The sequence below is a fragment of the Kribbella sp. NPDC043289 genome, assembly GCF_056436705.1.
In genome coordinates this window covers 1138506-1161432 of record NZ_JBWKCB010000003.1, presented here as the reverse complement: position 1 = coordinate 1161432, position 22927 = coordinate 1138506, and the positions used below count along the sequence as shown (strand labels likewise).

The 22927-nt window shown below is 68.9% G+C and carries 20 protein-coding genes; 6 read left to right on the top strand and 14 right to left on the bottom strand.

Going from position 1 to position 22927, the window contains the following annotated elements; translation table 11 throughout:
- Window positions 1-5: 5 nt before the first annotated feature.
- Window positions 6-1784 (bottom strand): NHL domain-containing thioredoxin family protein, encoded by a 1779-nt coding sequence (locus tag AC0662_RS24025; protein ID WP_478303308.1) that lies wholly within the window; start codon window positions 1782-1784, stop codon window positions 6-8.
- 83 nt (window positions 1785-1867) lie between these two features.
- Here AC0662_RS24025 and AC0662_RS24020 point away from each other — a divergent pair, with 83 nt between their 5' ends.
- Window positions 1868-2686, top strand: coding sequence for a hypothetical protein (locus tag AC0662_RS24020; RefSeq protein ID WP_452204189.1), 819 nt, complete (start codon window positions 1868-1870; stop codon window positions 2684-2686).
- On the opposite strand, the gene AC0662_RS24015 is transcribed toward AC0662_RS24020, so the two are convergent.
- The 12 genes from AC0662_RS24015 to paaN form a co-directional block, all read right to left on the bottom strand.
- Window positions 2687-4321, bottom strand: a complete 1635-nt coding sequence (locus AC0662_RS24015; RefSeq protein ID WP_478303305.1) for a hypothetical protein — start codon at window positions 4319-4321, stop codon at window positions 2687-2689. It abuts the gene before it with no gap.
- Window positions 4322-4446: 125 nt separating this feature from the next.
- A complete protein-coding gene (locus AC0662_RS24010) occupies window positions 4447-5340 on the bottom strand; it encodes a carbohydrate ABC transporter permease (RefSeq protein ID WP_452204191.1) in 894 nt (297 codons plus the stop codon).
- Window positions 5337-6239, bottom strand: a complete 903-nt coding sequence (locus AC0662_RS24005) for a carbohydrate ABC transporter permease (protein ID WP_452204192.1) — start codon at window positions 6237-6239, stop codon at window positions 5337-5339. Before AC0662_RS24005 ends, AC0662_RS24010 begins: the two co-directional genes overlap by 4 nt.
- 43 nt (window positions 6240-6282) lie before the next feature.
- A complete protein-coding gene (locus tag AC0662_RS24000) occupies window positions 6283-7569 on the bottom strand; it encodes an ABC transporter substrate-binding protein (protein WP_452204193.1) in 1287 nt (428 codons plus the stop codon).
- Between the two features lie 200 nt (window positions 7570-7769).
- A complete protein-coding gene (locus AC0662_RS23995; protein ID WP_478303302.1) occupies window positions 7770-8801 on the bottom strand; it encodes a zinc-dependent alcohol dehydrogenase family protein in 1032 nt (343 codons plus the stop codon).
- 14 nt (window positions 8802-8815) lie between these two features.
- The gene (locus AC0662_RS23990) at window positions 8816-9370 is read right to left on the bottom strand and encodes a hypothetical protein (RefSeq protein ID WP_478303300.1); all 555 of its coding nucleotides are present in this window, start codon (window positions 9368-9370) and stop codon (window positions 8816-8818) included.
- Window positions 9367-9930: a TetR/AcrR family transcriptional regulator gene (locus AC0662_RS23985; protein ID WP_452204196.1), complete on the bottom strand. Its 564-nt coding sequence runs from the start codon at window positions 9928-9930 to the stop codon at window positions 9367-9369. Before AC0662_RS23985 ends, AC0662_RS23990 begins: the two co-directional genes overlap by 4 nt.
- A gap of 42 nt (window positions 9931-9972) precedes the next feature.
- On the bottom strand, window positions 9973-10491 hold the full coding sequence (locus AC0662_RS23980) for a flavin reductase family protein (protein ID WP_478303298.1): 519 nt from the start codon (window positions 10489-10491) through the stop codon (window positions 9973-9975).
- On the bottom strand, window positions 10488-11858 hold the full coding sequence (locus AC0662_RS23975) for a serine hydrolase domain-containing protein (protein WP_478303296.1): 1371 nt from the start codon (window positions 11856-11858) through the stop codon (window positions 10488-10490). The genes AC0662_RS23980 and AC0662_RS23975 overlap by 4 nt, the downstream gene beginning before the upstream one ends.
- A 97-nt stretch (window positions 11859-11955) precedes the next feature.
- Window positions 11956-12102 carry an LPXTG cell wall anchor domain-containing protein gene (locus AC0662_RS23970; RefSeq protein ID WP_452204199.1) on the bottom strand — a complete coding sequence of 49 codons (147 nt, stop codon included), beginning with the start codon at window positions 12100-12102 and terminating at the stop codon, window positions 11956-11958.
- 40 nt (window positions 12103-12142) lie between these two features.
- Window positions 12143-13234, bottom strand: a complete 1092-nt coding sequence (locus AC0662_RS23965; protein WP_452204200.1) for a glycosyltransferase family 2 protein — start codon at window positions 13232-13234, stop codon at window positions 12143-12145.
- A gap of 140 nt (window positions 13235-13374) precedes the next feature.
- Window positions 13375-15048, bottom strand: a complete 1674-nt coding sequence (gene paaN / locus AC0662_RS23960) for a phenylacetic acid degradation protein PaaN (protein WP_452204201.1) — start codon at window positions 15046-15048, stop codon at window positions 13375-13377.
- 74 nt (window positions 15049-15122) lie between these two features.
- Between paaN and paaI the strand changes: the two genes are divergently transcribed.
- The 5 genes from paaI to AC0662_RS23935 all read left to right on the top strand — a co-directional run bounded on the left by paaI (window position 15123) and on the right by AC0662_RS23935 (window position 19558).
- Window positions 15123-15548: a hydroxyphenylacetyl-CoA thioesterase PaaI gene (gene paaI, locus AC0662_RS23955; protein WP_387769211.1), complete on the top strand. Its 426-nt coding sequence runs from the start codon at window positions 15123-15125 to the stop codon at window positions 15546-15548.
- Window positions 15545-16747, top strand: a complete 1203-nt coding sequence (gene pcaF, locus AC0662_RS23950; RefSeq protein ID WP_452204202.1) for a 3-oxoadipyl-CoA thiolase — start codon at window positions 15545-15547, stop codon at window positions 16745-16747. The genes paaI and pcaF overlap by 4 nt, the downstream gene beginning before the upstream one ends.
- 9 nt (window positions 16748-16756) lie before the next feature.
- On the top strand, window positions 16757-18055 hold the full coding sequence (gene paaK / locus AC0662_RS23945) for a phenylacetate--CoA ligase PaaK (RefSeq protein ID WP_478303291.1): 1299 nt from the start codon (window positions 16757-16759) through the stop codon (window positions 18053-18055).
- 204 nt (window positions 18056-18259) lie between these two features.
- Complete coding sequence (locus AC0662_RS23940; RefSeq protein WP_452204204.1) at window positions 18260-18781, top strand: DinB family protein; 522 nt, start codon at window positions 18260-18262, stop codon at window positions 18779-18781.
- Between the two features lie 150 nt (window positions 18782-18931).
- Window positions 18932-19558: a TetR/AcrR family transcriptional regulator gene (locus tag AC0662_RS23935; protein WP_452204205.1), complete on the top strand. Its 627-nt coding sequence runs from the start codon at window positions 18932-18934 to the stop codon at window positions 19556-19558.
- Window positions 19559-19602: 44 nt separating this feature from the next.
- Here the strand turns inward: AC0662_RS23935 and AC0662_RS23930 are convergent, their stop codons facing one another.
- Complete coding sequence (locus AC0662_RS23930; RefSeq protein WP_478303289.1) at window positions 19603-22866, bottom strand: AfsR/SARP family transcriptional regulator; 3264 nt, start codon at window positions 22864-22866, stop codon at window positions 19603-19605.
- Between the last annotated feature and the right edge of the window lie 61 nt (window positions 22867-22927).

The following is a 22927-nucleotide window of genomic DNA, read 5'->3' as shown; positions in this document are numbered from 1 at the left end:
CCAAACTATTTGCCGCCGGACAGGACCAGTTCGACGCGCGTAGGGCCTTCGGGACTGATGTGGATCGGGACGCCCCAGTCCTGGCGGTGCATGTGGCAGGCGGGGAACTCGACCTCGGCGGAGTCGTCGCAGGACGCGGCCTGGACGGCGACGTGCAGGACGCCCGAGCCGGCGTGCGGATCGATGACGAGGCGGCGCACCAGGTCGGTCGAGTCGCCGGCGCCATCGCGGAGCAGGGAATCCGGGGTGGACGAGACCAGGAGACGCGTGGACGGGCCGTACCGGTCGTCGAGTTTCTGGCCCGGCGGCGGCGTGAACACGACCTCCAGGGTGACCTCGCCGGCGGCGAGATCCATCGGCGGGCGTTGCGTGCGGGTGCTGAACTCGTCGGCCGTCGCGGACGCGCCCAGCGGCACCCGGGTCAGGCGATGGGCGGCCGACTCCACCACCAACAGTTCGTTGCCGACGACAACAGCACCGCTCGGCTCGGCGAGACCGGTCGCCATCGTCTCGACAATCTCGGTACGCGGGTCGTACCGGCGTACGGCGCCGTTGTAGGTGTCGGCGATCGCGATCGAGCCGTCCGGGAGGACGGTCACCCCGAGCGGATGCTGCAGCAGCGCCTCGCTTGCCTTCCCGTCGCGGAGACCGAAGTCGAACAGCCCGGTACCGACCGCGGTGTGGACGGCGGTGTCGAGCCATCGCAGCGCCGAGATCTCGGAGTCGGCGAGCCACAACCGATCGCCGTCGGCGGCCAGCCCGCTGGTCTGCGCGAACCAGGCCTCGGCCGGCGGACCGTCCTTCAGCCCTTCGTTGGTCGTACCTGCCGCAACAGCCGTCACGCCGCTGACCGGATCGAAGGTCCACAGCTGGTGAAGGCCGGCCATCGCGATCCACACCTTGTCGCCCCACCAGGCAACGTCCCAGGGTGAGCTGAGCGCGTCGGTGCCGTCGCCGTCCATCCACTGCTGACCCGTCCCGGCCAGCGTCCGCACCGCACCGGTCGCCAGTGAGATCCCGCGCAGCGCGTGGTTGACGGTGTCCGCGACCACCACGTCGTACCCGACCTGGCCGGCGATCTCGGACGGCAGCACCACCAACCCGTTTGGCTCCGAGAACCGCGCCTCGTCGGGCGCACCGTCGGCGAACCCGCGCTCCCCGGTCCCGATCCGGCGTACGACGGTCGTCGCGTCCGGTGCGAGCTCGACGATGCTGTGGTTGCCGGCGTCCGCCACGAGGAAACCGTTGTCCAGCGCAACGACCTTCGCGGGGAAGCGGAGATCCGTCGGTTCGGCGGGCGGAGCGACGTACGGCGAGTGGCCGCGCGTGAGCGTGCCTGCGGCCTCGTGCTCAGCGACCAGGTCGGTCAGCAGGGCATCCAGGGCGTGCAGGTGCCCCTCACCGGAGTACTGCGCGACGATGTACCCGTTCGGATCCACCAGCACCAGCGTCGGCCAGGCCCGGGCGGTGTAGTTCTGCCAGGTGACCAGCTCGGGGTCGTCCAGCACCGGGTGCGCGACCTCGTACCGCTCGACGGCGCTCCGGACCGCGGCCTCCTCGCCCTCGTGCGCGAACTTCGGCGAGTGCACCCCGACGATCACCAACGCGTCGCCGTACTTCTCCTCGAGCGGCCGCAGCTCGTCGAGGACGTGCAGGCAGTTGATGCAGCAGAAGGTCCAGAAGTCCAGCAACAGGAACCGCCCGCGGAAGTCCGCCAGCGACAGCTCCCGTCCACCGGTGTTCAACCACCCACGACCCCGCAACTCAGGCGCACGCACATGCATGCCCCCATTGTCCGACTCGGCTCAACACCGCCGGACGTCAGCCCGGCATGCGAGCGCTCCCGAACGCTGGCACAATCCCCCCGGTGGCCAAGCGCACCGTCAAAGCACCCGAGCGTTCGCGGTGGTATCGCGACGGCACCATCCTCACCTGGATCGGGATCGCGCTGGCGATCCTGGTCGCGCTGTTCGGTGACAACCTGTGGTCGCGGCTGACCGGGCTGTTCGATCGTGAGCCGAGCCTCCAGCACCGGGTCGAGCAGGCGATCGCCGAGTGCCGGCAGGACGGCTACGAGTGCCGTACGACGAAGTCGATCGTGATCGCCAACGGCGCCGGCGCGCTGACGGCCGTCGGTGTCGACCTGATCGACAAGAACCTGTCCGGGAGCGCAGCAGGGTCCGCAGTGCTGGTGTTCGACGCCTCCGGCGGCCTGCGGTGGACCTCACCGATCCAGTCGTTCCAGCCCGGGTACGGGCTGACCGGTCTGGACACCGACGTGACCAACCACCTGTTCGTCAGTTTCGCGGTGACGAACCACAGCGGCATCGCGTGGGTGATCGATCCGTCCACGACCCCGGTCCAGACGTTCGGCAGCGTCGGCGGGTCCGGTCTGGTGATCGACGGCTACGAGGAGCCGACGTTCGCCGGCGTACGGCGACTCCACACGTACCGCGAAGGCTGGCCGGCGAACACCCGGAACCCGAGCACCAGCCGCGACGTGTTCGAGTGGAACGGCAGCAGGTACGTCCACCGGGGCTGCGAGCTCGTCGGCCCGATCGAGGCCGATGGCAACCGTCAGGTGCAGGCGATGCGCCCGGCCGGGTCGGCGCGCTGCCGGCAACCGGTCGGCAAGTACTCCGTCGACCTCGACGGCGATCGCGCCGCCGGCGCACAGGTGCCGTGATCAGCGAGGCAGGATCAGGGTGTCGGTCAGCATCTTCGCGGTCTTGCGCAGCGTGGCCGGGGACGACGAGAGGTCGGTGGCCAGCGCGTACGGCGTGAGCGTCTCGCCAGGGCCCACCAGACGATGGCGGTGGGCCAGGAGCCAGACGATCGCCCGCGGCCAGGTGGAGAGGCGGGCCTTGGCCAGCAGGTCGGGGGCGTCGCGGACCAGGCGTTCGGCGATGTCGAACGCGTCGGGGGCGTACGCCGTCCCGAGGGTCTCGCCGGCCATCAGCCAGGCGTGCGGGGCCAGGACCGAGAGAGTGGCCGCCTGGGAGTTGTCCAGGCCGCGGAGATCGGGCTGCGGCGGCGAGCCGAGGCCCGCGAGCGCTCGGTAAGCGTCTTCCAGATCGTTGGTCGTGTCATCGAGGAAGACCCGCTCCCCCGGCTTGGAGCCGACCGGGTCGATCATCGCCGCGGCTTCCAGGGCGGGCTGCCAGACGTCCACCGCGTCGACCGCCTCGTCGACGGCGTCGAGCGGCAGGTGCGTCCGGTCGCCGCAGAACTCCAGCCAGGCCTTCACCACGCCCGGCACCGCGTCGAAGTAGGTGCTGTCGGCAAGCACCTTGCGCGGCAGCCAGTGCGCGAGGAAAAGCTCCACCAGTACGGCGCTGACGCGCAGCGGACCGCCGACGGTGTGGTCGACCGCGTGGTCGATCCACAACCGGACGATGTCCGCGGCGTCGTCGGGCAGATTCACGGCGTACCGCGACTCGAGGAACTCGTCGACCAGTTGGTCCCGCTGGCGCGGGGTCAGCAGCGGCCGGATCGGTGGCCGGATCGGGCGCTCGGGCAACTGGGTCAGCCTGTTCACCAGCAGGCCGGTGAAGAACTCGAAGTCCTCGCTGACCGGCGGATCGTCGTAGTCGCGGGTCTCCCCCAGCGCCTGCAGGATGATCCCGGCCGCGGTCGGTGGGCGCACCGTCCGGATCGTCACCCGGCCGCCGCGCTGGTACGCCTCGAGGACCCGGTCGACCGGCGGGCCGACGAAGACGTCCTTCACGATCGCGCCGAGGTTGTTGTCGATGAACACCACCACGGTGTGCGGGTGCTGGTCGTCGTCGTAATCCAGCACGACGCTCAGGCCGTCGCCGGTGATGTCCTCGGACACGATCGCGCTCGTCAGCCGGAAGCCGGCGATCCGGGTCACCCACTCGGGCACCTCGTCCTGCGTGCGCAGGCGGGAGACATGAGCCCGCTGCAACGGCAGCCGACCGGCCGGACCGACCGTCCGCGCCAGGCTGGTCAGCAGGACGAAGGACTCCGGATCACGGCGCTCGCCGAGCACCCGCGCGGCATCGGCCCAGAAGAACCGCTCCACCTCGCCGATCTCGTCCGGACGCCCGGCCGGCCACAACTGGTCGGCGAGCATCGCCGCGGAGCGGGCCACCGACGCCTCGGCGATCACCGGGTGCAGCGCGGCCGGCACCGCGGCCAGGTCGAGGGAAAGCGTTTCCAGCAAGGTCTCCAGGACAGCGACACTCGGCGTGGTGTCGACGTCGACACCCGCCGCCGGCCCGACTGGCTCGCCGGGCTCGGAGCCGACCAGCCGCAAATGGCTGCGCCGTCCGTCCCGTCCGTGGGGAGACTTGGTCACCTCCGTGAGATTACCGTCCGGAACGAGTCCCCCGCAGTCAGCACCGCGAGTCCTGTGGATAACTACGGCCCGGACTCGATCACGAGCCCGGGCCGGAGAACGGCGTACCACAGTCCGTCGTTGAGTCAGCCCTTGAGGGCACCAGCCATCAGGCCACCGATGAACCAGCGGCCCAGGACGATGTACACGATCAGCGTCGGGAACGACGTGATCAGCGCACCCGCCATGCTGGCCGCGTAGTCGACCTTCTGCCCACCGGCCAGCGCGGCCAGGCCCAGTGTCACCGGGCCGTTCTGCTGGGTGGTGAGGAACAGCGCGAACAGGAAGTCGTTCCAGACCGAGGTGAACTGCCAGATCAGCGTCACCACGAAACCGGAGATCGAGATCGGCAGGATGATCCGGGCGTAGGTCTGGATCAGACCGGCACCGTCCACCCGGGCCGACTCGATGATCTCGTTCGGTACGACGGTGGCGTAGTAGTTCCGGAAGATCAGCGTGCAGATCGGGATGCCGTAGATGCAGTGCGCGATGATCAGCGTCGGGATTCCCCGGGTGATGTCCAGTTCGGTGAACGTCGTCCGCAGCGGCAGCATCACCGCCTGGTACGGGATGAACATCCCGAACAGGATGAACGCGAACACGATGTTCGCGCCCGGGAACCGCCAGCGGGCCAGCACGAACCCGTTCACGGATCCGATCATCGAGGAGATGATCGCGGCCGGGATCGCCAGCGACAGCGACCGCACCATGTACGGCTGCAGGACGTCCCAGGACTTGCGCCACGGGTCCAGCGTCCAGACCTGCGGCAGGTTCCACTGCGCGGCGGCCGTGGTGTCGCTGGACGTCTTGAAGCTGCCGACCACAACGACGTACACCGGGATCAGCACGAACAACAGGAACAGCAGCAGGATCAGGTACTTGATCGACCGGCTGAGCCGGGTGGTCCCGTCGGAACCGGCCCGGGGCTTGTGCCGAATCGCGGTCGCGGAAGTGCCGGTGGCGGCGTCGACGGCGGTCATTCGTTGCTCTCCTGCCGGACGGTGTACGCGACGTACGGGATGACGAGGACGGCGACGACCGCGAGCATCACGATCGCGATCGCGGCCGCCTTGGCCTGGTCGCCGCGCAGCAAGGTGTTCCACATCAGGATCGAGGGCACCTCGGTACGGAACTGGTTCGGCCCGGTGATCGCGTAGATCAGGTCGAACAGCTTCAGCGACATGTGACCGAGGATGATCAGCGCCGACAGCGCGATCGGCGACAGCTGCGGGAACAGCACGTGCCGGTAGAGCTTGAACTCCGAGGCACCGTCGACCCGCGCGGCTTCCCGCAGCTCCGGTGGGATGCCCCGGAAACCGGCCAGGAACAGCGCCATGATGTACCCGGACAGCTGCCAGACCGCCGGGAGCGCGATGGCCGCCATCGTCGTCCATCGGCTGCCGGCGGTCCACCAGGCGTTCTCCAGGAAATGCAGCTGGAGGATCTCGAACAACCGGTTCAGCCCGCGGGCGTCGTCACCCTGGGACGGGTTCAGCAACCAGCCCCAGACGACCCCCGAGGCGATCATCGAGATCGCCATCGGGAACAGGAAGATCGAGCGGAACACGCCCTCGCCGCGGACGCCCTTCTCCAGCAACAGCGCCCAGATCAGACCGAAGATCAGCGTGCCCACGATGAACAGCACCGTGAGCACGCCGAGGTTCTTCAGCGAGTTGAGAAACCGGTCCTCGTGGAACAGGTTCGTGTAGTTCTCGAACCCGACGTAGTCGACCGTGCCCCCTCTACGCGCGGTGTGCCGATCGGTCAACGAGGTGTTGAACGTCCACGCGATCAGCCCGTACACGAAGTACCCGAGCAGCAGCACGGTCGGCAGCAGCACCAGGGCTCCAGGACCCCAGGTGCGAATTCTTCCGTGCATGCTCAGTTCACCGCCCGGGGACCGGTCCGCAACTCGACCCGCATCAGCTCGTCTTCATCGCTTGGCCGAGCGCCTGCTGCAGCTTGGCGACGTCCTGACTACCGCTGAACTGACTCATCGCGGACAGGATGTCGTTGTTCTGACCCAGCGTGCACGCGGCACCGTGGGCGCAGGACGGGACGATCGTGTCCTTCTTCCAGTCCGCCATCGCGGACTGCTGGTACTTCGGGTAGTCGGCCGGGTTGGCGTCCGAACGGGCCGGGATCGAGCCCTTCTTGGTGTTGAACGCCTTCTGGCCCTCGGCCGAACCCACGGTCTTCAGCCAGCACTTCGCACCGTCGGGGTCGACACCGTTGGTCGGCAGCGTGAACGAGTCGGCGAGGAACTGGAAGTCCTCCCCGGTGCCCGGCGCCGGCCAGTAGGTGTACGCCGTGTCCGGCACCTTGTCGGCCAACTGCTGCGCGGCGACCCAGTCGCCCATCAGCGTGTAGCCGGCCTGGCCCTTGTTGACGTAGCCCAGTGCGTCCGGCCAGTCGATCGCCTCGCGGTCGACGTTGGTGAAGCCGAGCAGCGTCTTGTACTTGTTCAGCGCGGACGTCACGTCAGCACCGGACCAGTCGGTCTTGCCGTCCCACAGACCCTTGAACTTGTCCGGGCCGAGCTCGCCCAGCAGCACGGCCTCGACGAGCATCTCCTGCGCGAAGCCCTTGGAGATCGCCAGCGGGGCCTTCACACCGGCCGCCTTCAGCTTGTTCAGGTCGGCGATCCACGCGTCCACGTTGGCCGGGGCCTTGGTGGCGTCGATGTTCGCCTTCTTCAGCACCGTCGGGTTGGCCCAGACCATGTTCGCCCGGTGAATGTTCGCCGGGATCGAGTAGATCTTGCCGTCGACGGTCAGGTTGTCGAGCAGGTTCTGCGGGAAGGCCTTGTCCAGCCCGAAGTCCTTGTACAGCCCGCTGACGTCGTCGACCTGCCCGGCGTTGATGTAGTCCTTCAGCTCCGCACCGGCGTGCGCCTGGAAGGTGGACGGCGGCTTGCCGGCCTGCAGGTCGTTGGCCAGTACCTGCTTGGCGTTCGCGCCCGCGCCGCCGGCGACGGCGGAGTTGACGAACTTGTAGTCCTTGCAGTCCGTGCCGAACACGGACACCAGACCGTCCAGACCGGCCTTCTCACCACCGTCGGCCCACCAGGTGAAGACAGTGACGTCCTTGGTCCCCGACGAGTTCCCACCGCTGCTACTGCTGTTGTTGTCGCTGTTCCCGCAGGCGCTCACTGCGAGTAGACCCGCTGCGCTCAGCACCGCGAGGGTCTTGGTCAGACCACCACGCATGATTCACTCTCCGATCAGTCGATGGAGCCGCCTGTGACAACGATGCCCCCTTGACGGCCCAACTCTGGGACGGTTACCGGCGGGTGTCAACGATCCGCGCAAGCGCGTTGCGCAGCCGTGACCCCGTGCGGCTTGACAGTGTGAGAGCGCGCACATCGCAGGCTCGAACGAGTACTGCGCGCACTCGGACTGCGCGAAACTCAGGGCCTGAGCAGCACCTTGATCGCCCGCCGCTCGTGCATCGCGGCGTACCCGTCGGCGACGTCGGCGAGCGGGATCTCGGAGTCGAACACCTTGCCCGGGTTGATCTCCCCGGCCAGCACGTCCGTCATCAGGTCCGGGAGATACGCCCGGCACGGCGCCGCGCCACCGTTCAGGCCGACGTTGCGGCCGAACATCGTCCCGATCGGTACGTCGACCCCGTGCGGAACCCCCACGAAACCGACGGTCGCACCCGCTCGGGCCACGTCGAACGCGGTCGTCATCGACTGACCGGTGCCGACACACTCCAGCACGGCATCGGCGCCGACGCCCTTGGTCAGCTCGAGTACGGCGTCCCGCGCCGCGTCCCCGCGCTCGGAAATGATGTCAGTGGCACCGAATTCCTTGGCGAGCGCTTGCCGGGGTGCATGCCGCGACAAGGCAACGACCCGCTCCGCCCCCATCCGCGAAGCCGCCAGTACGCCGCACAGGCCGACCGCACCGTCGCCGACCACGACCACCGTGTCGCCGGCCTTCACCCGCGCGGATCGCGCCGCGTGCCACCCGGTCCCCATCACGTCGGAGAGCGTGAGCAGGGACGGGACCAGCGAGTCGTCCGGCACCTCGGGTGTGGCGACGAGCGTGCCGTCGGCGTACGGGAGCTTCACGTACTCGCCCTGGCCGCCGTCCGCCTTCGCAGTGCCGTAGCCGACCAGGTTCTGGCAGGCGGTCTGGTACCCGGCGAGGCAGTGCGGGCAGGTGCCGTCGCTGACCACGAACGGCGCGATCACGAAGTCGCCGGGCTTCACCGTGCGGACCTCGGACCCGATCTCCTCGACGATGCCGACGAACTCGTGGCCGATCGGCCGCGGCTGTTTGACCGGGTTCTCCCCGCGGTACGGCCAGAGGTCGGAGCCACAGATGCACGAGGCAACGACCTTGACCACCGCGTCCCCCGGCCCGTCGATCCTCGGATCCGGCCGCTCTTCCAGTCGTACGTCGAACGCTCCATGAATCACGGTGGCACGCATGGAGTCAGGTTAGATCAGACCGTGACGGGGACTTTCTCGACCCGCTTCGCGTCCCAGGCGAGCCACACACAGGCAACCGCGAGCAGTACGCCGTGACCGATCCGCAGGGCGGGCGGACCGAAGAACTGCGGCAGGAACAGTCCGAAACCAACTGCGAACAGGATCGCCGGTACGGTCCGCACCCGGACCGCGAGGATGATCGCGCCGGCCGCCATGGTCAGCAGCCCGACGCCGAACAGCGTCATCGCGAACGGGTTGTAGCGCACGTCGTCGGCCAGGTCGAGGATGTTCGACTGGTTGGCCATCGCGTGCAGGCCGAAGTCCTCGGCACCGTAGTACGGCAGGGTCAGGCCGGCGCCGATCCAGTACACGATCGCCGCCGTCCGGTTGATCGGCAGCAGCGCGACCGCGACCAGGATGAACCCGATCATCGCGCACAGGTGCGAGAGCACCCAGGTGGTGGCGCCCATCGCGGCGGCGGCGCCGGCGGTGGTCGACTCGTCCTCCCACGGACGGAGGGCGGGGTAGAGCAGGAACAGGACGCCTGCGACGGACAGTGGGATCCTCATGATTCGTTCCTCAGGCTGGCGAGATACATCCGGACAAGTTGGTCGTAGGTCTCGTCGAGGTCCTCGGGCAGGCCGAAGCCGCCTGCCGACTCGACGGACGCGAAGCCGTGCACGATCACCCGCAACCGCCGGGTGGCCTGCACCGCGGCCGGGCCCTCGAGCCCGTAGCCGCGAAGCGTGGCGTACATGACGCCGACGAGCTTCGTGCCCGCCGCCTCCTGGATCGGGTCGTGCAGCGGGTCCATCGGCATCGCGGCGTACCGCTTCGGGTGCGCCGCGACGTACGCGCGGTAGGCGTGCATCAGCGCGGTGACCGCCTCGTCACCGGCCATCCCCAGGACGGTGGCCGTGAACTGCTCGGCCATGTCCTCGAGGACCCGCACGCCGACGAGCGCCTTCAGCTCACCGAGGTTCGCCACGTGCTTGTAGAGCGACGGTGTGGCGACCCCACAGCCCTGGGCGACCGCGGCGAGCGTGAGGCCGTCCGGCCCGTGCTCGTCGACGATGCCCAGCGCCACCTCGACCACGGCAGCAGGCGTCAGCGACCTTTTAACAACCATAGCCAGGAGGCTAATGGCATTAGCCAACCGCTGTCAACAGGTTCAGATCGTCCCGTAGCGTCCCCGTCGATGGACGAGCGCCGGTACGTCGTCCGCGCCGAACTCGACGTGCGCGATCTCGAGCTGGACCTGCAGGCCCCACCCGACTTCCGGCGGATCCGGGTCGACCAGCGTGCAGCCGGCCCACGTGCTGACGCCGACCGGCGCCGGACCCCACTCGGTGTCGGTCCAGTCGATCAACCGGAACGGGCCGCCCGGAGCGGGCGCGACGTACCCGAAGGCGTCCGCGAGCTGCCGGTGCGGCTCGCCGAGCAGCGACACCACCGCGGTCCTTGCCTCGCGCAACGTTTCCCACAGGTCCGAGTCCGGGTCCAGCAGGCCGATCACGTACCCGGGCTCGCCGTCCGCGACCAGCATCGACGACACAGTGAGCCCGGCCCGTTTCCCCTCGTACGCCGTTGTCCACAGGCCGACCGGTGACGGCAGCCGGCCGCGGAACCGGCGTACCGGACTCCGCTCGGACTCGGGCGGCAGGAACGGGTGATCGCCGTGAATCGTCACGGCGCCACGGTAACCCGCTCCGGCAGGCTGAACTTGTCGATCGGGTACGACGTGAGCCCGCTCGAGCCACGCACCGCCTCGACCGCTCCGTCGGAGTCGAAGGTAAAGCGGTACGACTCGCCGTACGAGCCGTAGCCGTTGCCGCCGGTCACGCGCAGGGCGTCGCCGTCCACCTCGAGCGGCTGCGGGTCGTCGGCCGGGTTCCCGCCGGCCGGGTCGGTCGCGTACAGCCGGCCGCCGATCAGGACGAAGTCGGTGACACCCCACAGGTTGGCGAAACGCCCCGTGAACCGCGCGAGTCCGTTCTCGGCGCCACGGTCCTTCGACACAGCGAGATCGAGCAACCGGAACAGGCCCTCCGCGAGCTGGGACGCCGGGCCGTCGATCGCGTTCGTCAGGACCGACACGACGATGCGCTGCTCGGGGTCGACGAGGGTGCGGGTGATGTGGCCCGGGTACCCGCCGCCGTGCCCGAACACCTCCCGGTCGCCGACCTTCGTGACCGCCAGGCCGAGGCCGTACCGGGCCTTCTCGTCGCTGCCGGTCGTCCAGAGCGGGTGCTGCATCTCGCGCTTCGACTTGTCCGACAGCAGCCGGTCGTCGCCGGGCAGGTGCGCGGAGAAGTAGGTCACCAGGTCGCGGGCGTTCCCGAAGAACCCGGTCGCCGAGGCCAGTGCCCGCGTGTCCACGTGCTCGATCGGTACGCGGGTATCGGCGTACGCGAGCGCGCTGTAGCCGGCGGCGTACTCCGACAGCCGGTTCGGATCGAGCTCCGGACCGAGGCCGGACAGCCCGAGCTTGTCGACGATCGTCGTCTGCACGAACTCCTTGTACGGCGTACCGCTCGCCGCCTCGACGACGAGCCCGAGCAGGCCGTAACCGATGTTGGAGTACTTGAAGCGCTCGTTCTCCGCGATCACCGCGGACGCGTCGTTCCGCAGTACGGCGAGAAGCTGGTCGCGGTCCGGGAACGCCGTCGACAGCTGCCACCAGTCGGCGTCGTCGCTGTCCCGGGTGATGCCGCCCGCGTGCGCGAGCAGCTCGCGGACGGTCCGTTCACCGACCGGCGTACCGACGATCTCGGTGACGTGCTGCGCCACCTTGTCGTCCAGCCGCAGCCGGCCCTGCTCGACCAGCTGGAAGATCGCCGTCCCGGTGAACGTCTTCGAGTGCGACGCGATCCGGAACAGGTGCTGGTCGGTGAGTGATACCTCGTTCTCCACGTCCGCGAGACCGTAGGCCGCCGAGAACGCGATCGCGTCCTCGGCGTACACCGCGACCTGGACGCCCGGGACCCGCTGGTAGCGCTGATTGAACGCCAGCCAGCTGTCGTAATAGGCGAGGACCTCGGTCAGATTCTGGGTCACGGCTGTCTCCTGGGCGGGTCGGCGGATGGAGGTGCGTCACGGTGTCACCCGGGTTTCCCGCGGGTGTCACAGTCATACCTTCCGCCTCAGGGTGTTCTCAACGACGCTTGGGCAGCAACTTCAGTACCGCGAGTCCTGCGAAGAGCAGCGCGAATCCGGCCACCATCAGGGCGAGGGTGTTGGTCGCGGCGCCGGTGGCGGCCAGGGTGGTTCCGGGCAGGGTGAGGCTGGTGTGTCCGTACATGACTGTTCCTTGAAGGTGTGTGAAGTGATGAGTGAACCGGTCAGGCGACCGGGGCTGTGACGTGGTGCCAGCTGGCCTCGGCCCGCCGGAGCGAATCCCACGCGGAGCGGAGCAGTACGCCCTGCAGGAACAGGTCGTAGGTCCACTCGACCACCATGACGGCGGCCAGAATCATGGCTCGAGAACCGCGGCGGCGCACCGTGACGATGCGCTCCGCGACGAAGACCAGGCCGACTGCGAGCCACAGCGGCTGGACGTGGTAGTTGTGACCGGCGGTCAGCACGGTGAGCAGCACGAACGACCACATCGCGATCACGCCGACGCCCATCCCGAGCTGCTGGACGGCGTACGGGAGGGTCGTGCGGCTGATGCCGTACGCGCGCAGGTTCTCGATCGCGCCGCGCTGCCAGCGCAGCCGCTGCCGCCACAGGTCGCGCCAGGTCGGCATCACCTCGGTGACCACCCAGCAGTCCTGCGGGGACACGCAGCGGTACCCGAGCGACTTGATCGCCAGGGTGATCTCGTTGTCCTCGGTCAGCGCCGTGGTGTCGTAGACCAGGCCGTGCGGACCGGGTAGCTCGGTACCGCGGGCGGCCGCGATCCGCGTCAGTACGTCGACCCGGTGCAGAGTCGCCGTACCGGTGAGGACCATCGCGCGACCGTGCTTGCGGTCGATGTCGCGGGCGTACCGGGCGTACTCGTTGCGCTGCAGCTCGCCGACCAGGCCGTGGCCCGGCTCGCCCCAGAAGACGCCGCCGACCGCGCCGACGGTCTCGTCCTCGAGCTCGTGCAGCGCGACCTCGACGAAGGTCGGCGACAGCGCGCCGTCCGCGTCCATCACCAGGACGTGGTCGGTCGGGTCCAGCAGGTCCAGCAGGATCGCCAGCGCCTGGTTCAGGCCGCCGGCCTTCTTGTCGACATTGGCGACGGTCTCGAAGACCTCGGCGCCGTTGGCCCGCGCGACCGCGGCCGTTCCGTCGGTGCAGTTGTCCGCGACGACGATGACGCGGTCAGGCCGCCGCGTCTGCTGCCACAGCGAGTCCAGCGCGGCCGGCAGGCCCGCCTCCTCGTTGTGGGCAGGGACAAGTACCACCACTCGACCGGCCGCGTGGCCGATCCCCCGTTCCAGCACCCCAACCCCCAGTTAGGAAAGTACTTCTACGCTCAACTAACTGAGAGTATGGGGAGGCGGATCGGGAAGCGCAAGAGGTTGCTCTAAGTTATCTTTTAACGTCCAAATCACCGTGTGTGCATGATTGCTCCGGAAGGCAATCACCCAACGTGGCGGCGGCTCTGGATCACCCGGAAGCGGCTCGCAACGTAGGCGCCATCGGTGTACGTCGCGTTCGCGGCCGGGTTCGCGCCGGTGCCGTGGAAGTCGCTGAACGCGGCCGACTGGTTCACGAACACCTGGCCGGTGAGGTTCTCCGACAGCGCGACTCCGGCGTCCAGCGCCGCCTCGCGGGCTTCCTCGATGACCTTCTCGTCGGTCGAGTAGATACCGGCGGTCATCGCGCCGTCCTCGGTGACGGTCGTGCGGAACAGCTCGATCGACTGCGCGGTGTCCGCGGTCTTCACCAGGAACGACACCGGGCCGAAGCACTCCCGCCCGTAGACCTCGTCGTCGTCGGCATCGATCGCGACGAGCAACGGCGTACGGACGACCGCGTCCGGGAACGCCGGGTGCTGGATCCCGCGGGACTCCAGCACCACCTCGCCGTACTCCGGGGCGAGTTCGAGGCGGCTGATCACGGCCTGGTTCACGATGCCGCCGAGGATCTCGACCGCGCGGGCGTCGTCCCCGAGCAGCTTGCCGATCGACGTGGCGAGACCCTGGCCGACTTCCTCGAAGGACTTGTGACCTTCGTCGGTCTCGATACCGCCGGCCGGGACGAAGAGGTTCTGCGTGGTCGTGCACATCTGGCCCGAGTACAGGCTCAGGGTGAAGGCGAGGTTGTTGCAGAGCGCCTTGAAGGAGTCCGTGGAGTCGATGATCACCGCGTTGACGCCGGCCTTCTCGGTGAAGACGGTCGCCTGCGTCGCGTTCTGCTCCAGCCATTCGCCGAACTCGCTGCCGCCGGTGAAGTCGATCAGCTTCACCTCGGGCCGCGTCGCCAGCGGCTTCGCCAGTCCGTCGCCGGCACGCTCGGTCGCCAGGGTGACCAGGTTCGGGTCGAAGCCCGCCTCGGCGAGTACTTCGCGGCACACGTCGACCGTGATCGCCAACGGAAGAACGGCGAGCGGATGCGGCTTCACGACGACCGCGTTGCCAGTGACCAGCGAGGCGAACAGCCCCGGCCAGGAGTTCCAGGTCGGGAAGGTGTTGCAGCCGATCACCAGCGCGACGCCGCGACCGGTGACGGTGAAGGTCTTCTCCATCCGGATCGGGTCGCCCTTGGCCGGCTTCTCCCAGCTCGCGGTCGCCGGGTAACGACTCATCTCCTCATACGCGTACGCGACCGCCTCGAGCGCCCGGTCCAGCGCGTGCGCGCCGCCGGCCTGGAACGCCATCACGAACGCCTGCCCGCTGGTGTGCTGGACCGCGTTGGCGAGCTCGAACACCCGCTTGTGCAGCCGGTCGAGGATCTCCAGCACCACCCCGGTCCGCCGATCGATCCCGGCGCGACGCCAGTCCGCCAACCCGTGCTGCGCGGCGGCCAGCAAGTCGTCGAGCCCGTCCTCGACCACCCGCGGGTACGAGACGTCCATCGAGATCCCGTACGGCGACTGCTCGGTGACGACCGTCCCGCGCGACCCGGGGATCTCCAGCGGGTACGTCGTACCGAGGTGGGCCTCGAAGGCCGCTTTGCCGTCGGCCGCCGCGTTCTCGCCGTACACCCGGGGGCTGGGCGACTCGGGGAACGCGGAGTGGTAGCCGCGGTCGCGGATCGCTGTCAGTGCGCCGTCCAGGCGCTCACGGTGGGCAGAGAGCAGGTCGGTCGTCATGTCTGCGATGTTACAGTCATTGGCGCAACTGGGACTAGAGTGTCACACGGCCATCTTCTCGATTGGGCACCGGTATGGACGACTTGGCGACCAGAGTGGCAGCGGCGATGTGGGCGGAGGACACCGCCAGCGCCGGCCTGGGGATGCGGCTGGTGGACGTCGCCGAGGGGACCGCGCGGGTCGAGATGACGGTGCGCGCGGACATGGTCAACGGGCACGGGATCGCGCATGGTGGATTCGTGTTCACTCTGGCCGACTCGGCGTTCGCGTTCGCCTGCAACTCGCGGAACCAGGTGACCGTCGCCCAGGCCTGCGACGTCGTGTTCGTCGCGCCGGCCCGGCGCGGTGACGTCCTGGTCGCCGACGCCCGGGAGCGCACCACGTTCGGCCGGAACGCGATCTACGACGTCACAGTCACCCGCGGCGACGAGGTGATCGCCGAGTTCCGCGGCCGCAGTCGTCAACTGTCCGGAACCATCGTGTCGTCGGAGGATTCATGACTCGTGAGGCATTTCTCGTCGATGGCGTCCGGACGCCGATCGGACGGTACGGCGGTGCACTGTCGGCCGTCCGTCCCGACGACCTGGCCGCCCACGCGATCTCCTCGCTGCTGAACCGGACCGCGCTTGATCCAGTGCGGATCGATGACGTGATCCTTGGGTGCGCCAACCAAGCCGGTGAGGACAACCGGAACGTCGCCCGGATGGCAGTTCTCCTGTCCGGCCTGCCGGAGTCGGTCCCGGGGACGACGATCAATCGTCTGTGCGGTTCCGGACTGGACGCGGTCGCGTATGCCGCCCGCTCGATCATTGCCGGGGACAACGACATCGTGGTCGCCGGTGGGGTGGAGTCGATGTCGCGTGCGCCGTTCGTGATGCCCAAGGCAACGACCGCGTTCGCGCGGCAGGCGGAGATCTACGACACCACGATCGGCTGGCGGTTCGTGAACCCGGCGCTCAAGGCGCAGTACGGGATCGACTCGATGCCTGAGACGGCCGAGAACGTCGCGGCGGACTTCGGGATCTCGCGCGCGGACCAGGACCTCTTCGCGCTGCGGTCGCAGCAACGCGCCGCGAAGGCGCAGGCGAACGGGCGGCTGGCGGAAGAAATCGTGGCGGTCGACGTACCGGGCAAGCGTGGTGCGGTGACCGTGGTCGACACCGACGAGCATCCGCGAGAGACGTCGCTCGAGGCACTCGCCGGATTGAAGACACCGTTCCGTACGCCGGGGTCTGTGACGGCGGGGAACGCGTCCGGGGTGAACGACGGCGCGGCGGCGTTGCTGGTGATGAGCGGCGAGGCCGTCGAGCGGTACGGGGTGACGCCGCTGGCTCGGGTGGTGGGTACGGCGGCTGCCGGCGTACCGCCGCGGATCATGGGTATCGGGCCCGCGCCCGCGACCCGCAAGCTGCTCGATCGCACCGGCGTCGCGCTGTCCGACATCGAGGTGATCGAGCTCAACGAGGCGTTCGCGTCGCAGTCGCTCGCCGTACTGCGGCAACTCGGCCTTCCCGACGACGCCGAGCACGTCAATCCGAACGGCGGCGCCATCGCTCTCGGTCACCCACTGGGGATGTCCGGCGCCCGCCTCGCCCTCACCGCGGCCCTGGAGCTTCGCCACCGCGACGCCCGGTACGCGCTCGCCACCATGTGCATTGGTGTCGGGCAGGGCATCGCGACCCTGCTCGCCCGTCCTTAGGAGAACGCCATGCTCGGTGAGGCCTTGCCCGAGGAGTTGCGTGACGCCGGCGAACGGCTGTCCGTCGACGAGCTCCGGTCCCGTCAGCTGTCATTGCTCCAAGCAACGGTACGGCGGGCGTACGAGAACGTCCCGCACTACCGGTCCGCGCTGGACGCGGTCGGGTTCAAGCCGGCGGACCTGCGCGAACTCGGCGATCTGAGCCGGTTGCCGTTCACCGCGAAGAAGGATCTGCGCGACAACTACCCGTTCGGGATGTTCGCCGTACCGCGGACCGAGGTGGCACGGGTGCACGCGTCGTCCGGGACGACCGGGCGGCCGACGGTCGTCGGGTACACCAAGCGCGACCTGGACAGCTGGGCCGACCTGATGGCGCGGTCGATCCGGGCGGCCGGTGGACGCGCCGGGGACGTCTGCCATGTTGCCTACGGCTACGGTCTGTTCACCGGTGGGCTCGGCGCGCACTACGGAGCCGAGCGGCTCGGGTGCACCGTCGTACCGATCTCGGGTGGGATGACCGAGCGGCAGGTGGACCTGATCCGCGACTTCGGGGCGCGGATCATCATGGTCACGCCGTCGTACTTCCTGTCGATCGTCGACGAGATGGAGCGCCGCGGTCTCGATCCGCGCGACACCGCACTGCGGATCGGGATCTTCGGCGCCGAGCCGTGGACCGAGCAGATGCGGACCGAGGTCGAGGAACGGACCGGGATCCACGCCGTCGACATCTACGGGCTGTCCGAGGTGATGGGGCCCGGGGTCGCGCAGGAGTGCGTCGAGACCAAGGACGGGCTGCACATCTGGGAGGACCATTTCTACCCGGAGATCATCGACCCGGTCACCGGTGAGGTGCTCCCGGACGGCGAGGAGGGCGAACTGGTCTTCACCACGCTCACCAAGGAAGCCTTCCCGGTACTGCGCTACCGCACCCGCGACCTGACCCGCCTGCTCCCCGGCACCGCCCGCCCCGGGCTACGCCGGATGGAGAAGATCACCGGCCGCACCGACGACATGATGATCGTCCGCGGCGTCAACGTCTTCCCCACCCAGATCGAGGAACAGATCCTCCTGGTCGAGGGCCTCACCCCGCACTACCTCTGCGTCCTCACCCGCCCCGGCCGGCTCGACGAACTCACCGTCCAGGTAGAAGCAGCCCCCGACCTCACCGACCACGCAGCTGCGGCCACCACCCTCGCCCACCGCATCAAGGAGCGAGTAGGCGTCACCGCCACGGTCGACGTGGTAGCCCCGCACGCCCTCGAACGCTCCCTCGGCAAAGCAAAACGCATCCGCGACGACCGCAAATAGTCTTTGGGCTCCTATCAACCAATTCTTGGGGTGAAAAGTGGTTGTTGGGGGCTCAAGGACGGATGTACGGTGCTTCCGCCGGGGGCTTCGACACCCTGGCAGCGGAGAGGAGGTGAGCGCGATGTCGAGTCCGACTGTCGTGCTGCCCGTCCGCCGCATCCGCGGCTGACCGGGTGGCGTCGTACCACCAAGGAGTAGTCGCAGATGACCGAAGTACAACGTCCGTCCTTGACCGCCGGTGAGCGGGACCAGTTGACCGGATGGCTCGACCTGCAGCGTTCGTTCGTCCGGATGAAGTGCACGGGGCTGAGCGAAGAAGATGCCCACCGCAAGGTGCTGTCCACCTCCCCGCTGATGACACCGGCGGGGATCGTCGCGCACCTGCGCTGGGTGGAGTACTCGTGGTTCGAGCTGGGTATCGCCGGCGTCCCCGACACCGGGCAGACGCCGTGGAAGGAAGGCGCGCACGTCGACGCCGAGATGTTCGTCGACGACGTACCGCTCGACCAGTTGCTCGACGAGTACGACGCCGAGTGCGCGCGCTCGAACGCGACCATCGCGGACCTCCCGCTCGAGGTCGTCGAGCAGGGGCAGCCGCCGGAGAAGGCTGCCTCGCTGCGCTACGTGCTGTGCCACATGATCGAGGAGACCGCCCGGCACGTCGGGCACCTGGACATCATCCGGGAACTCCTCGACGGCGCCACCGGGTACACCAAGCAGAACTGAGCACTTACCCCGGTCTGGTCTGCGCAGAGACAACCTCTGCGCAGACCTCCCGCGAGCGCTGACACGTTTGATCAGATAACCCGGTTACGCCCGCGCCGAGGGGTGGATAGGATGACCGGCATCTGACACGGGGTAGCGACAAGAGGTGTGATGAGGGAACCCTCCGTACGCCGTTATTCCGGACGGTCAGTCGAGGAGTGGAAGGCCGCGCGCCGGGAACGGCTACTGGCCGCCGCGCTCGAACTCTTCGGGACCGAAGGATATCCGGCCACATCCGTGGAACGCCTGTGCACACAGGCGAAAGTGTCCACCCGGCACTTCTACCACGAGTTCCAGAACAAGGAGGCCGTGCTCCTCGCGGTGCATGCGCAAGTGATCGAGTTGGCGGTCCGCAGTACCGGCGACGCGCTGCGGCGGACCGCCGACCGGCCGGTCCGGGAGCGGATCACCGCGGCCGTCGACTCTTACCTGCGGACGATCATGGCCGACCTCCGCCGGGCCCGGATCTCGTTCGTCGAGGTGGTCGGTACCAGCCCGGCGGTCGAGGAGCAGCGGATCGCGTTCCGGGAGTTGCTGATCGGCAACGTCCGCGACCTGGGCGACACCGCGGTCGAGCGGGGCGAGATCAAGCGCAAGGACTTCCGGTTCCTCGCGCTGGCGTTCTTCGGTGCCGTGCACACGGTGGTCTACGACTGGATGCTGGCCGAGCCCCGGCCGCCGGAGCAGAAGGTGCAGAAGGCGCTGCGCGAGCTCGCGGTCCAGTTGATCACGGCTTAGGGCGTGCGTCCCGATCCCGCGCAGCAGGAGCGGGAGCGGGCGCCTTACAGCGGATCCGGGATCGAGTACCGCTTGCGGAGTTCGGTGACCGCCTCGGCACGGGTGAGGGCGGCGCCGGCGCCGTACGCGGTGTCGAAGCGTTCGTTGCCCAAGGCATCACGGAGCTGGTCGACGAGGCGCTGGACGTCGGCGTCCGGGATCGCGCGGGTGCCCTTCATCGTGGCTGCCAGTCCGAGCGTCCGGGCCGCGAGCTCGTGCTCCTCGGTCAGTACCAGTACGTCGACGGACGTCTCGATCACGGCCGCCGCGACCGGCATGTCCTCGGTACCGAGCGCCAGCTCGACCGCCTCCTGGCTGCACCGCCGCGCGTCCTCGACCTGACCGGTGGAGGCGTAGACCCGGCCGAGCTGCGACAGCAGTGCGGCCTGACCGTGCGGCGCCATCCGCTCCGCCTCGAGGTCGAGCAGCGAGTACGCGTGCTCGGCGAGGTCCCGCGCCTCGTCGTACCGGCCGGTCCGGTGTGCGAGTTTGGCCATGCCCATGTACGACATCGCCTGGCCGCCGCGGGACCCGTTCTCCTCGGACAGCCGCAGCGCCCGCTCCAGGTCCGCACGGGCGCCGTCGTAGTCGGCGAGCTCGATCCGGCTGACCGCGCAGCCGCCGAGCAGCTGGGCGACTCCTTCGGTCGTGCCGAGCTCTTCGATCAGGCGTAGCGCTTCGATCAACGACTCCAGGGCCTCGGCGTGCTCACCGTTGTTCGCCTGGTACCCGGCGAGTCCGCGCAGCGCCATCGACATACCGAACCGGTCGCCGATCTCACGGAAGCCGTTGAGCGCGATGGTCAGGTTGGCCGCCATCTCCGCGATCTCGCCGTCGTTCTCACGGAACATCGCACTCGTCATCACGCCCATGTTCCGGATCCACGGGTCGGGATGCCGGCCAGCTGCCTCGAGCTGCTCGAAACAGGTCGCCCTGTCCCGCCGGATCGCGGCCCACACCGCGTTGGTGAACAGCCCGATCCCGGAGTCCACCAGCATCTGATGCCGCCGGGTCATCCAGCGGACCGTGGCGAGGCCGCGGATCATCTGCTGGAACGACCGGACCGGATCCTGTTCACTCGACATCCGGCCCATCGCCAGCAGGTACATCGCTTCGGCCTTGTCGGTCGGCACGCTCTTGCCCGGTACCGCGAGCGCGGCCTGCATCCAGTTCACCGCCTCGGCAGGGCGGCCGCTCATCGTCCAGTACTCCCCCAACACCGCGACCATCTGTACGGCGACCCGCGCCGACCCGGTGTCGATCGCGTTCCGGAGCCCGTCGATCAGGTTCTCCTGGTCGGCGGTCAGCCGCGCGATCCACTGGATCTGCTCACCGGTCCGCAGCTTCGGCCGGGCCTTGCGGAGCATCCGGCTGAAGTACGCCATGTGCGCGCGCCGGAAGCGCTCGTACTCACCAGCGGCCTTCAGCTGCTCGGCACCGTACGCACGGACCGTCTCCAGCATGCGGTAGCGCACCGAGCGCTCGTCCGCCGCGGCTTCGACGAGCGACTTGTCGACAAGCGATGCCAGGACGCCGAGGACGGACTCGGCCGGGATGCTCTCCTCACTGCAGATCTGCTCGGCCGCGTCCAGCGTCGCGCCACCGGAGAACAACGAGAGTCGCCGGGCGACCGCCTGCTCGTCCGGGTCGAGCAGATCCCAGCTCCACTCCACCACCGCTCGCAGCGTCTGGTGCCTCGGCAGGGCGGTCCGCGATCCGCTGGTCAGCAGGCGGAACCGGTCGGTCAGCCGGTCCACGATCTGAGGCGGGGTCAGCGCCCGCAGCCTCGCCGCTGCGAGCTCGATCGCGAGCGGCATACCGTCAAGGCGTCGGCAGATCTCAGCGACCGACTCCCGGTTCGCGTCGATCAGTGCGAAGTCAGGCCGTACGGCGCGGGCTCGGTCGACGAACAGTTGCATCGCCGGGTAGTCGTCCACGCCGGCGCCGTCGTGCTCCGGTGGCAGGCCGAGCGGACCGACCGGGTGCAGGTGTTCACCCGGAATGCTCAGCGGCTCGCGACTCGTCGTCAGCACGCGCAACCGCGGGCAGGAGGCGAGCAGCGAGTCGACCAGGCCGGCGACTTCCTGGACCAGGTGCTCGCAGTTGTCGAGGACGAGCAGGATCCGCCGGTCCCCGATGACTTCGACGAGTCGCTGGGTCGCGGCGCGGCTGGTTGGCAGGTGCTTCGCGGTGAACGGAGTCGACGGGAGGTCGACGTACTCACTCGCGCCGAGGGCGGACAGGACGGCGGGGGCTACGTCGGCAGCGTCACCGAGCGGCGCGAGCTCGACGAACCAGATGCCGTCGCCGCTCTGGTCGACGAGCGTCCGGCCGGTCTCGTTGGCCAGTCGGGTTTTGCCCGCGCCACCGGGGCCGACCATGGTGACCAGGCGGGTCCCGTTGCTCAGCAGTCGGGTCAGCTCGGCCACGTCCTCCTGGCGGCCGACGAAGCTGGTCAGCGGCGCACGCAGGTTGCTGCGCGGCACCGACGGCGCGGGAGCCGGGACGGTGGAGCTCTTCGCGGCCGGGTCCACGGTGTCGCCGCGCAGCACCGAGACATGCAGGTCTCGCAGACGCGCGCCGGGGTCGGCCCCCAGCTCGTCGGCGAGCGTGGTGCGGATCCGTTCGTACGCCGCCAACGCCTCGGCCTGCCGACCGTCGGCGTACAGCGCGCGAATCAGGAGCTCGTGCAGCCGCTCGCGGAGCGGGTGGGTCGCGGCGAGGTGCTCGAGGTCGGAGATCAGGTCGCGAGCGTGACCGCAGCGCACGGCGGCCTCGGCGAGATCCTCCGCGGCGGCCAGCCGCAGCTCGGACAGGCGGTCTGCCTCGACCGCGGCGAACGGGAGGTCGCGCAGGTCGGTCAGGGCCTCACCACGCCACAGCTTGTCCGCCTGGGTGAGGAGGGTGTGGGCCTGTTCCGGGTCGGACGTGAGGTACCCGCGGCCGCGCCGTACCAACTCTTCGAACTGGAGGGCGTCGACGCAGTCCGGACCGATGGTGAGGGTGTAACCGGCCGGGCCGGACTGGACCGAGATGCTCGACTCGGTCGCCGGCAGACCGGCCCGCAGCCGGGAGACGAGGGACTGCAGCGCGTTCGCACTCGGGGCCTCGCTGCCCCAGAGCCCGTCGACCAGGGTCTCGACGCTGACCGGACGGCCGGCGCTCAGCGCCAGTCGCGCGAGCAGCCCGCGCAGGCGGACGCCGCGGATGTCGAGCGGGGTCCCGTCGGCCGCCCACATCGCGAGAGGACCGAGCACCGCTATGCGCACCCCACCAGCCTCGCACATCCTCCCGACCAAACCCCCTGCCTTTTGTCACTTGGCTGCTTTA

What these genes read in the sequence shown, in the direction of transcription:
- AC0662_RS23935 (WP_452204205.1), top strand. Translation starts at nt 18,932, where the DNA reads ATGAGGGAACCCTCCGTACGCCGTTATTCCGGACGGTCAGTCGAGGAG.
- AC0662_RS23995 (WP_478303302.1), bottom strand. Translation starts at nt 8,801, where the DNA reads ATGCGTGCCACCGTGATTCATGGAGCGTTCGACGTACGACTGGAAGAG.
- paaN (WP_452204201.1), bottom strand. Translation starts at nt 15,048, where the DNA reads ATGACGACCGACCTGCTCTCTGCCCACCGTGAGCGCCTGGACGGCGCA.
- AC0662_RS23970 (WP_452204199.1), bottom strand. Translation starts at nt 12,102, where the DNA reads ATGTACGGACACACCAGCCTCACCCTGCCCGGAACCACCCTGGCCGCC.
- AC0662_RS24010 (WP_452204191.1), bottom strand. Translation starts at nt 5,340, where the DNA reads ATGACCGCCGTCGACGCCGCCACCGGCACTTCCGCGACCGCGATTCGG.
- AC0662_RS23940 (WP_452204204.1), top strand. Translation starts at nt 18,260, where the DNA reads ATGACCGAAGTACAACGTCCGTCCTTGACCGCCGGTGAGCGGGACCAG.
- paaK (WP_478303291.1), top strand. Translation starts at nt 16,757, where the DNA reads ATGCTCGGTGAGGCCTTGCCCGAGGAGTTGCGTGACGCCGGCGAACGG.
- AC0662_RS24000 (WP_452204193.1), bottom strand. Translation starts at nt 7,569, where the DNA reads ATGCGTGGTGGTCTGACCAAGACCCTCGCGGTGCTGAGCGCAGCGGGT.
- paaI (WP_387769211.1), top strand. Translation starts at nt 15,123, where the DNA reads ATGGACGACTTGGCGACCAGAGTGGCAGCGGCGATGTGGGCGGAGGAC.
- AC0662_RS23990 (WP_478303300.1), bottom strand. Translation starts at nt 9,370, where the DNA reads ATGAGGATCCCACTGTCCGTCGCAGGCGTCCTGTTCCTGCTCTACCCC.
- AC0662_RS24025 (WP_478303308.1), bottom strand. Translation starts at nt 1,784, where the DNA reads ATGCATGTGCGTGCGCCTGAGTTGCGGGGTCGTGGGTGGTTGAACACC.
- AC0662_RS24005 (WP_452204192.1), bottom strand. Translation starts at nt 6,239, where the DNA reads ATGCACGGAAGAATTCGCACCTGGGGTCCTGGAGCCCTGGTGCTGCTG.
- pcaF (WP_452204202.1), top strand. Translation starts at nt 15,545, where the DNA reads ATGACTCGTGAGGCATTTCTCGTCGATGGCGTCCGGACGCCGATCGGA.
- AC0662_RS23985 (WP_452204196.1), bottom strand. Translation starts at nt 9,930, where the DNA reads ATGGTTGTTAAAAGGTCGCTGACGCCTGCTGCCGTGGTCGAGGTGGCG.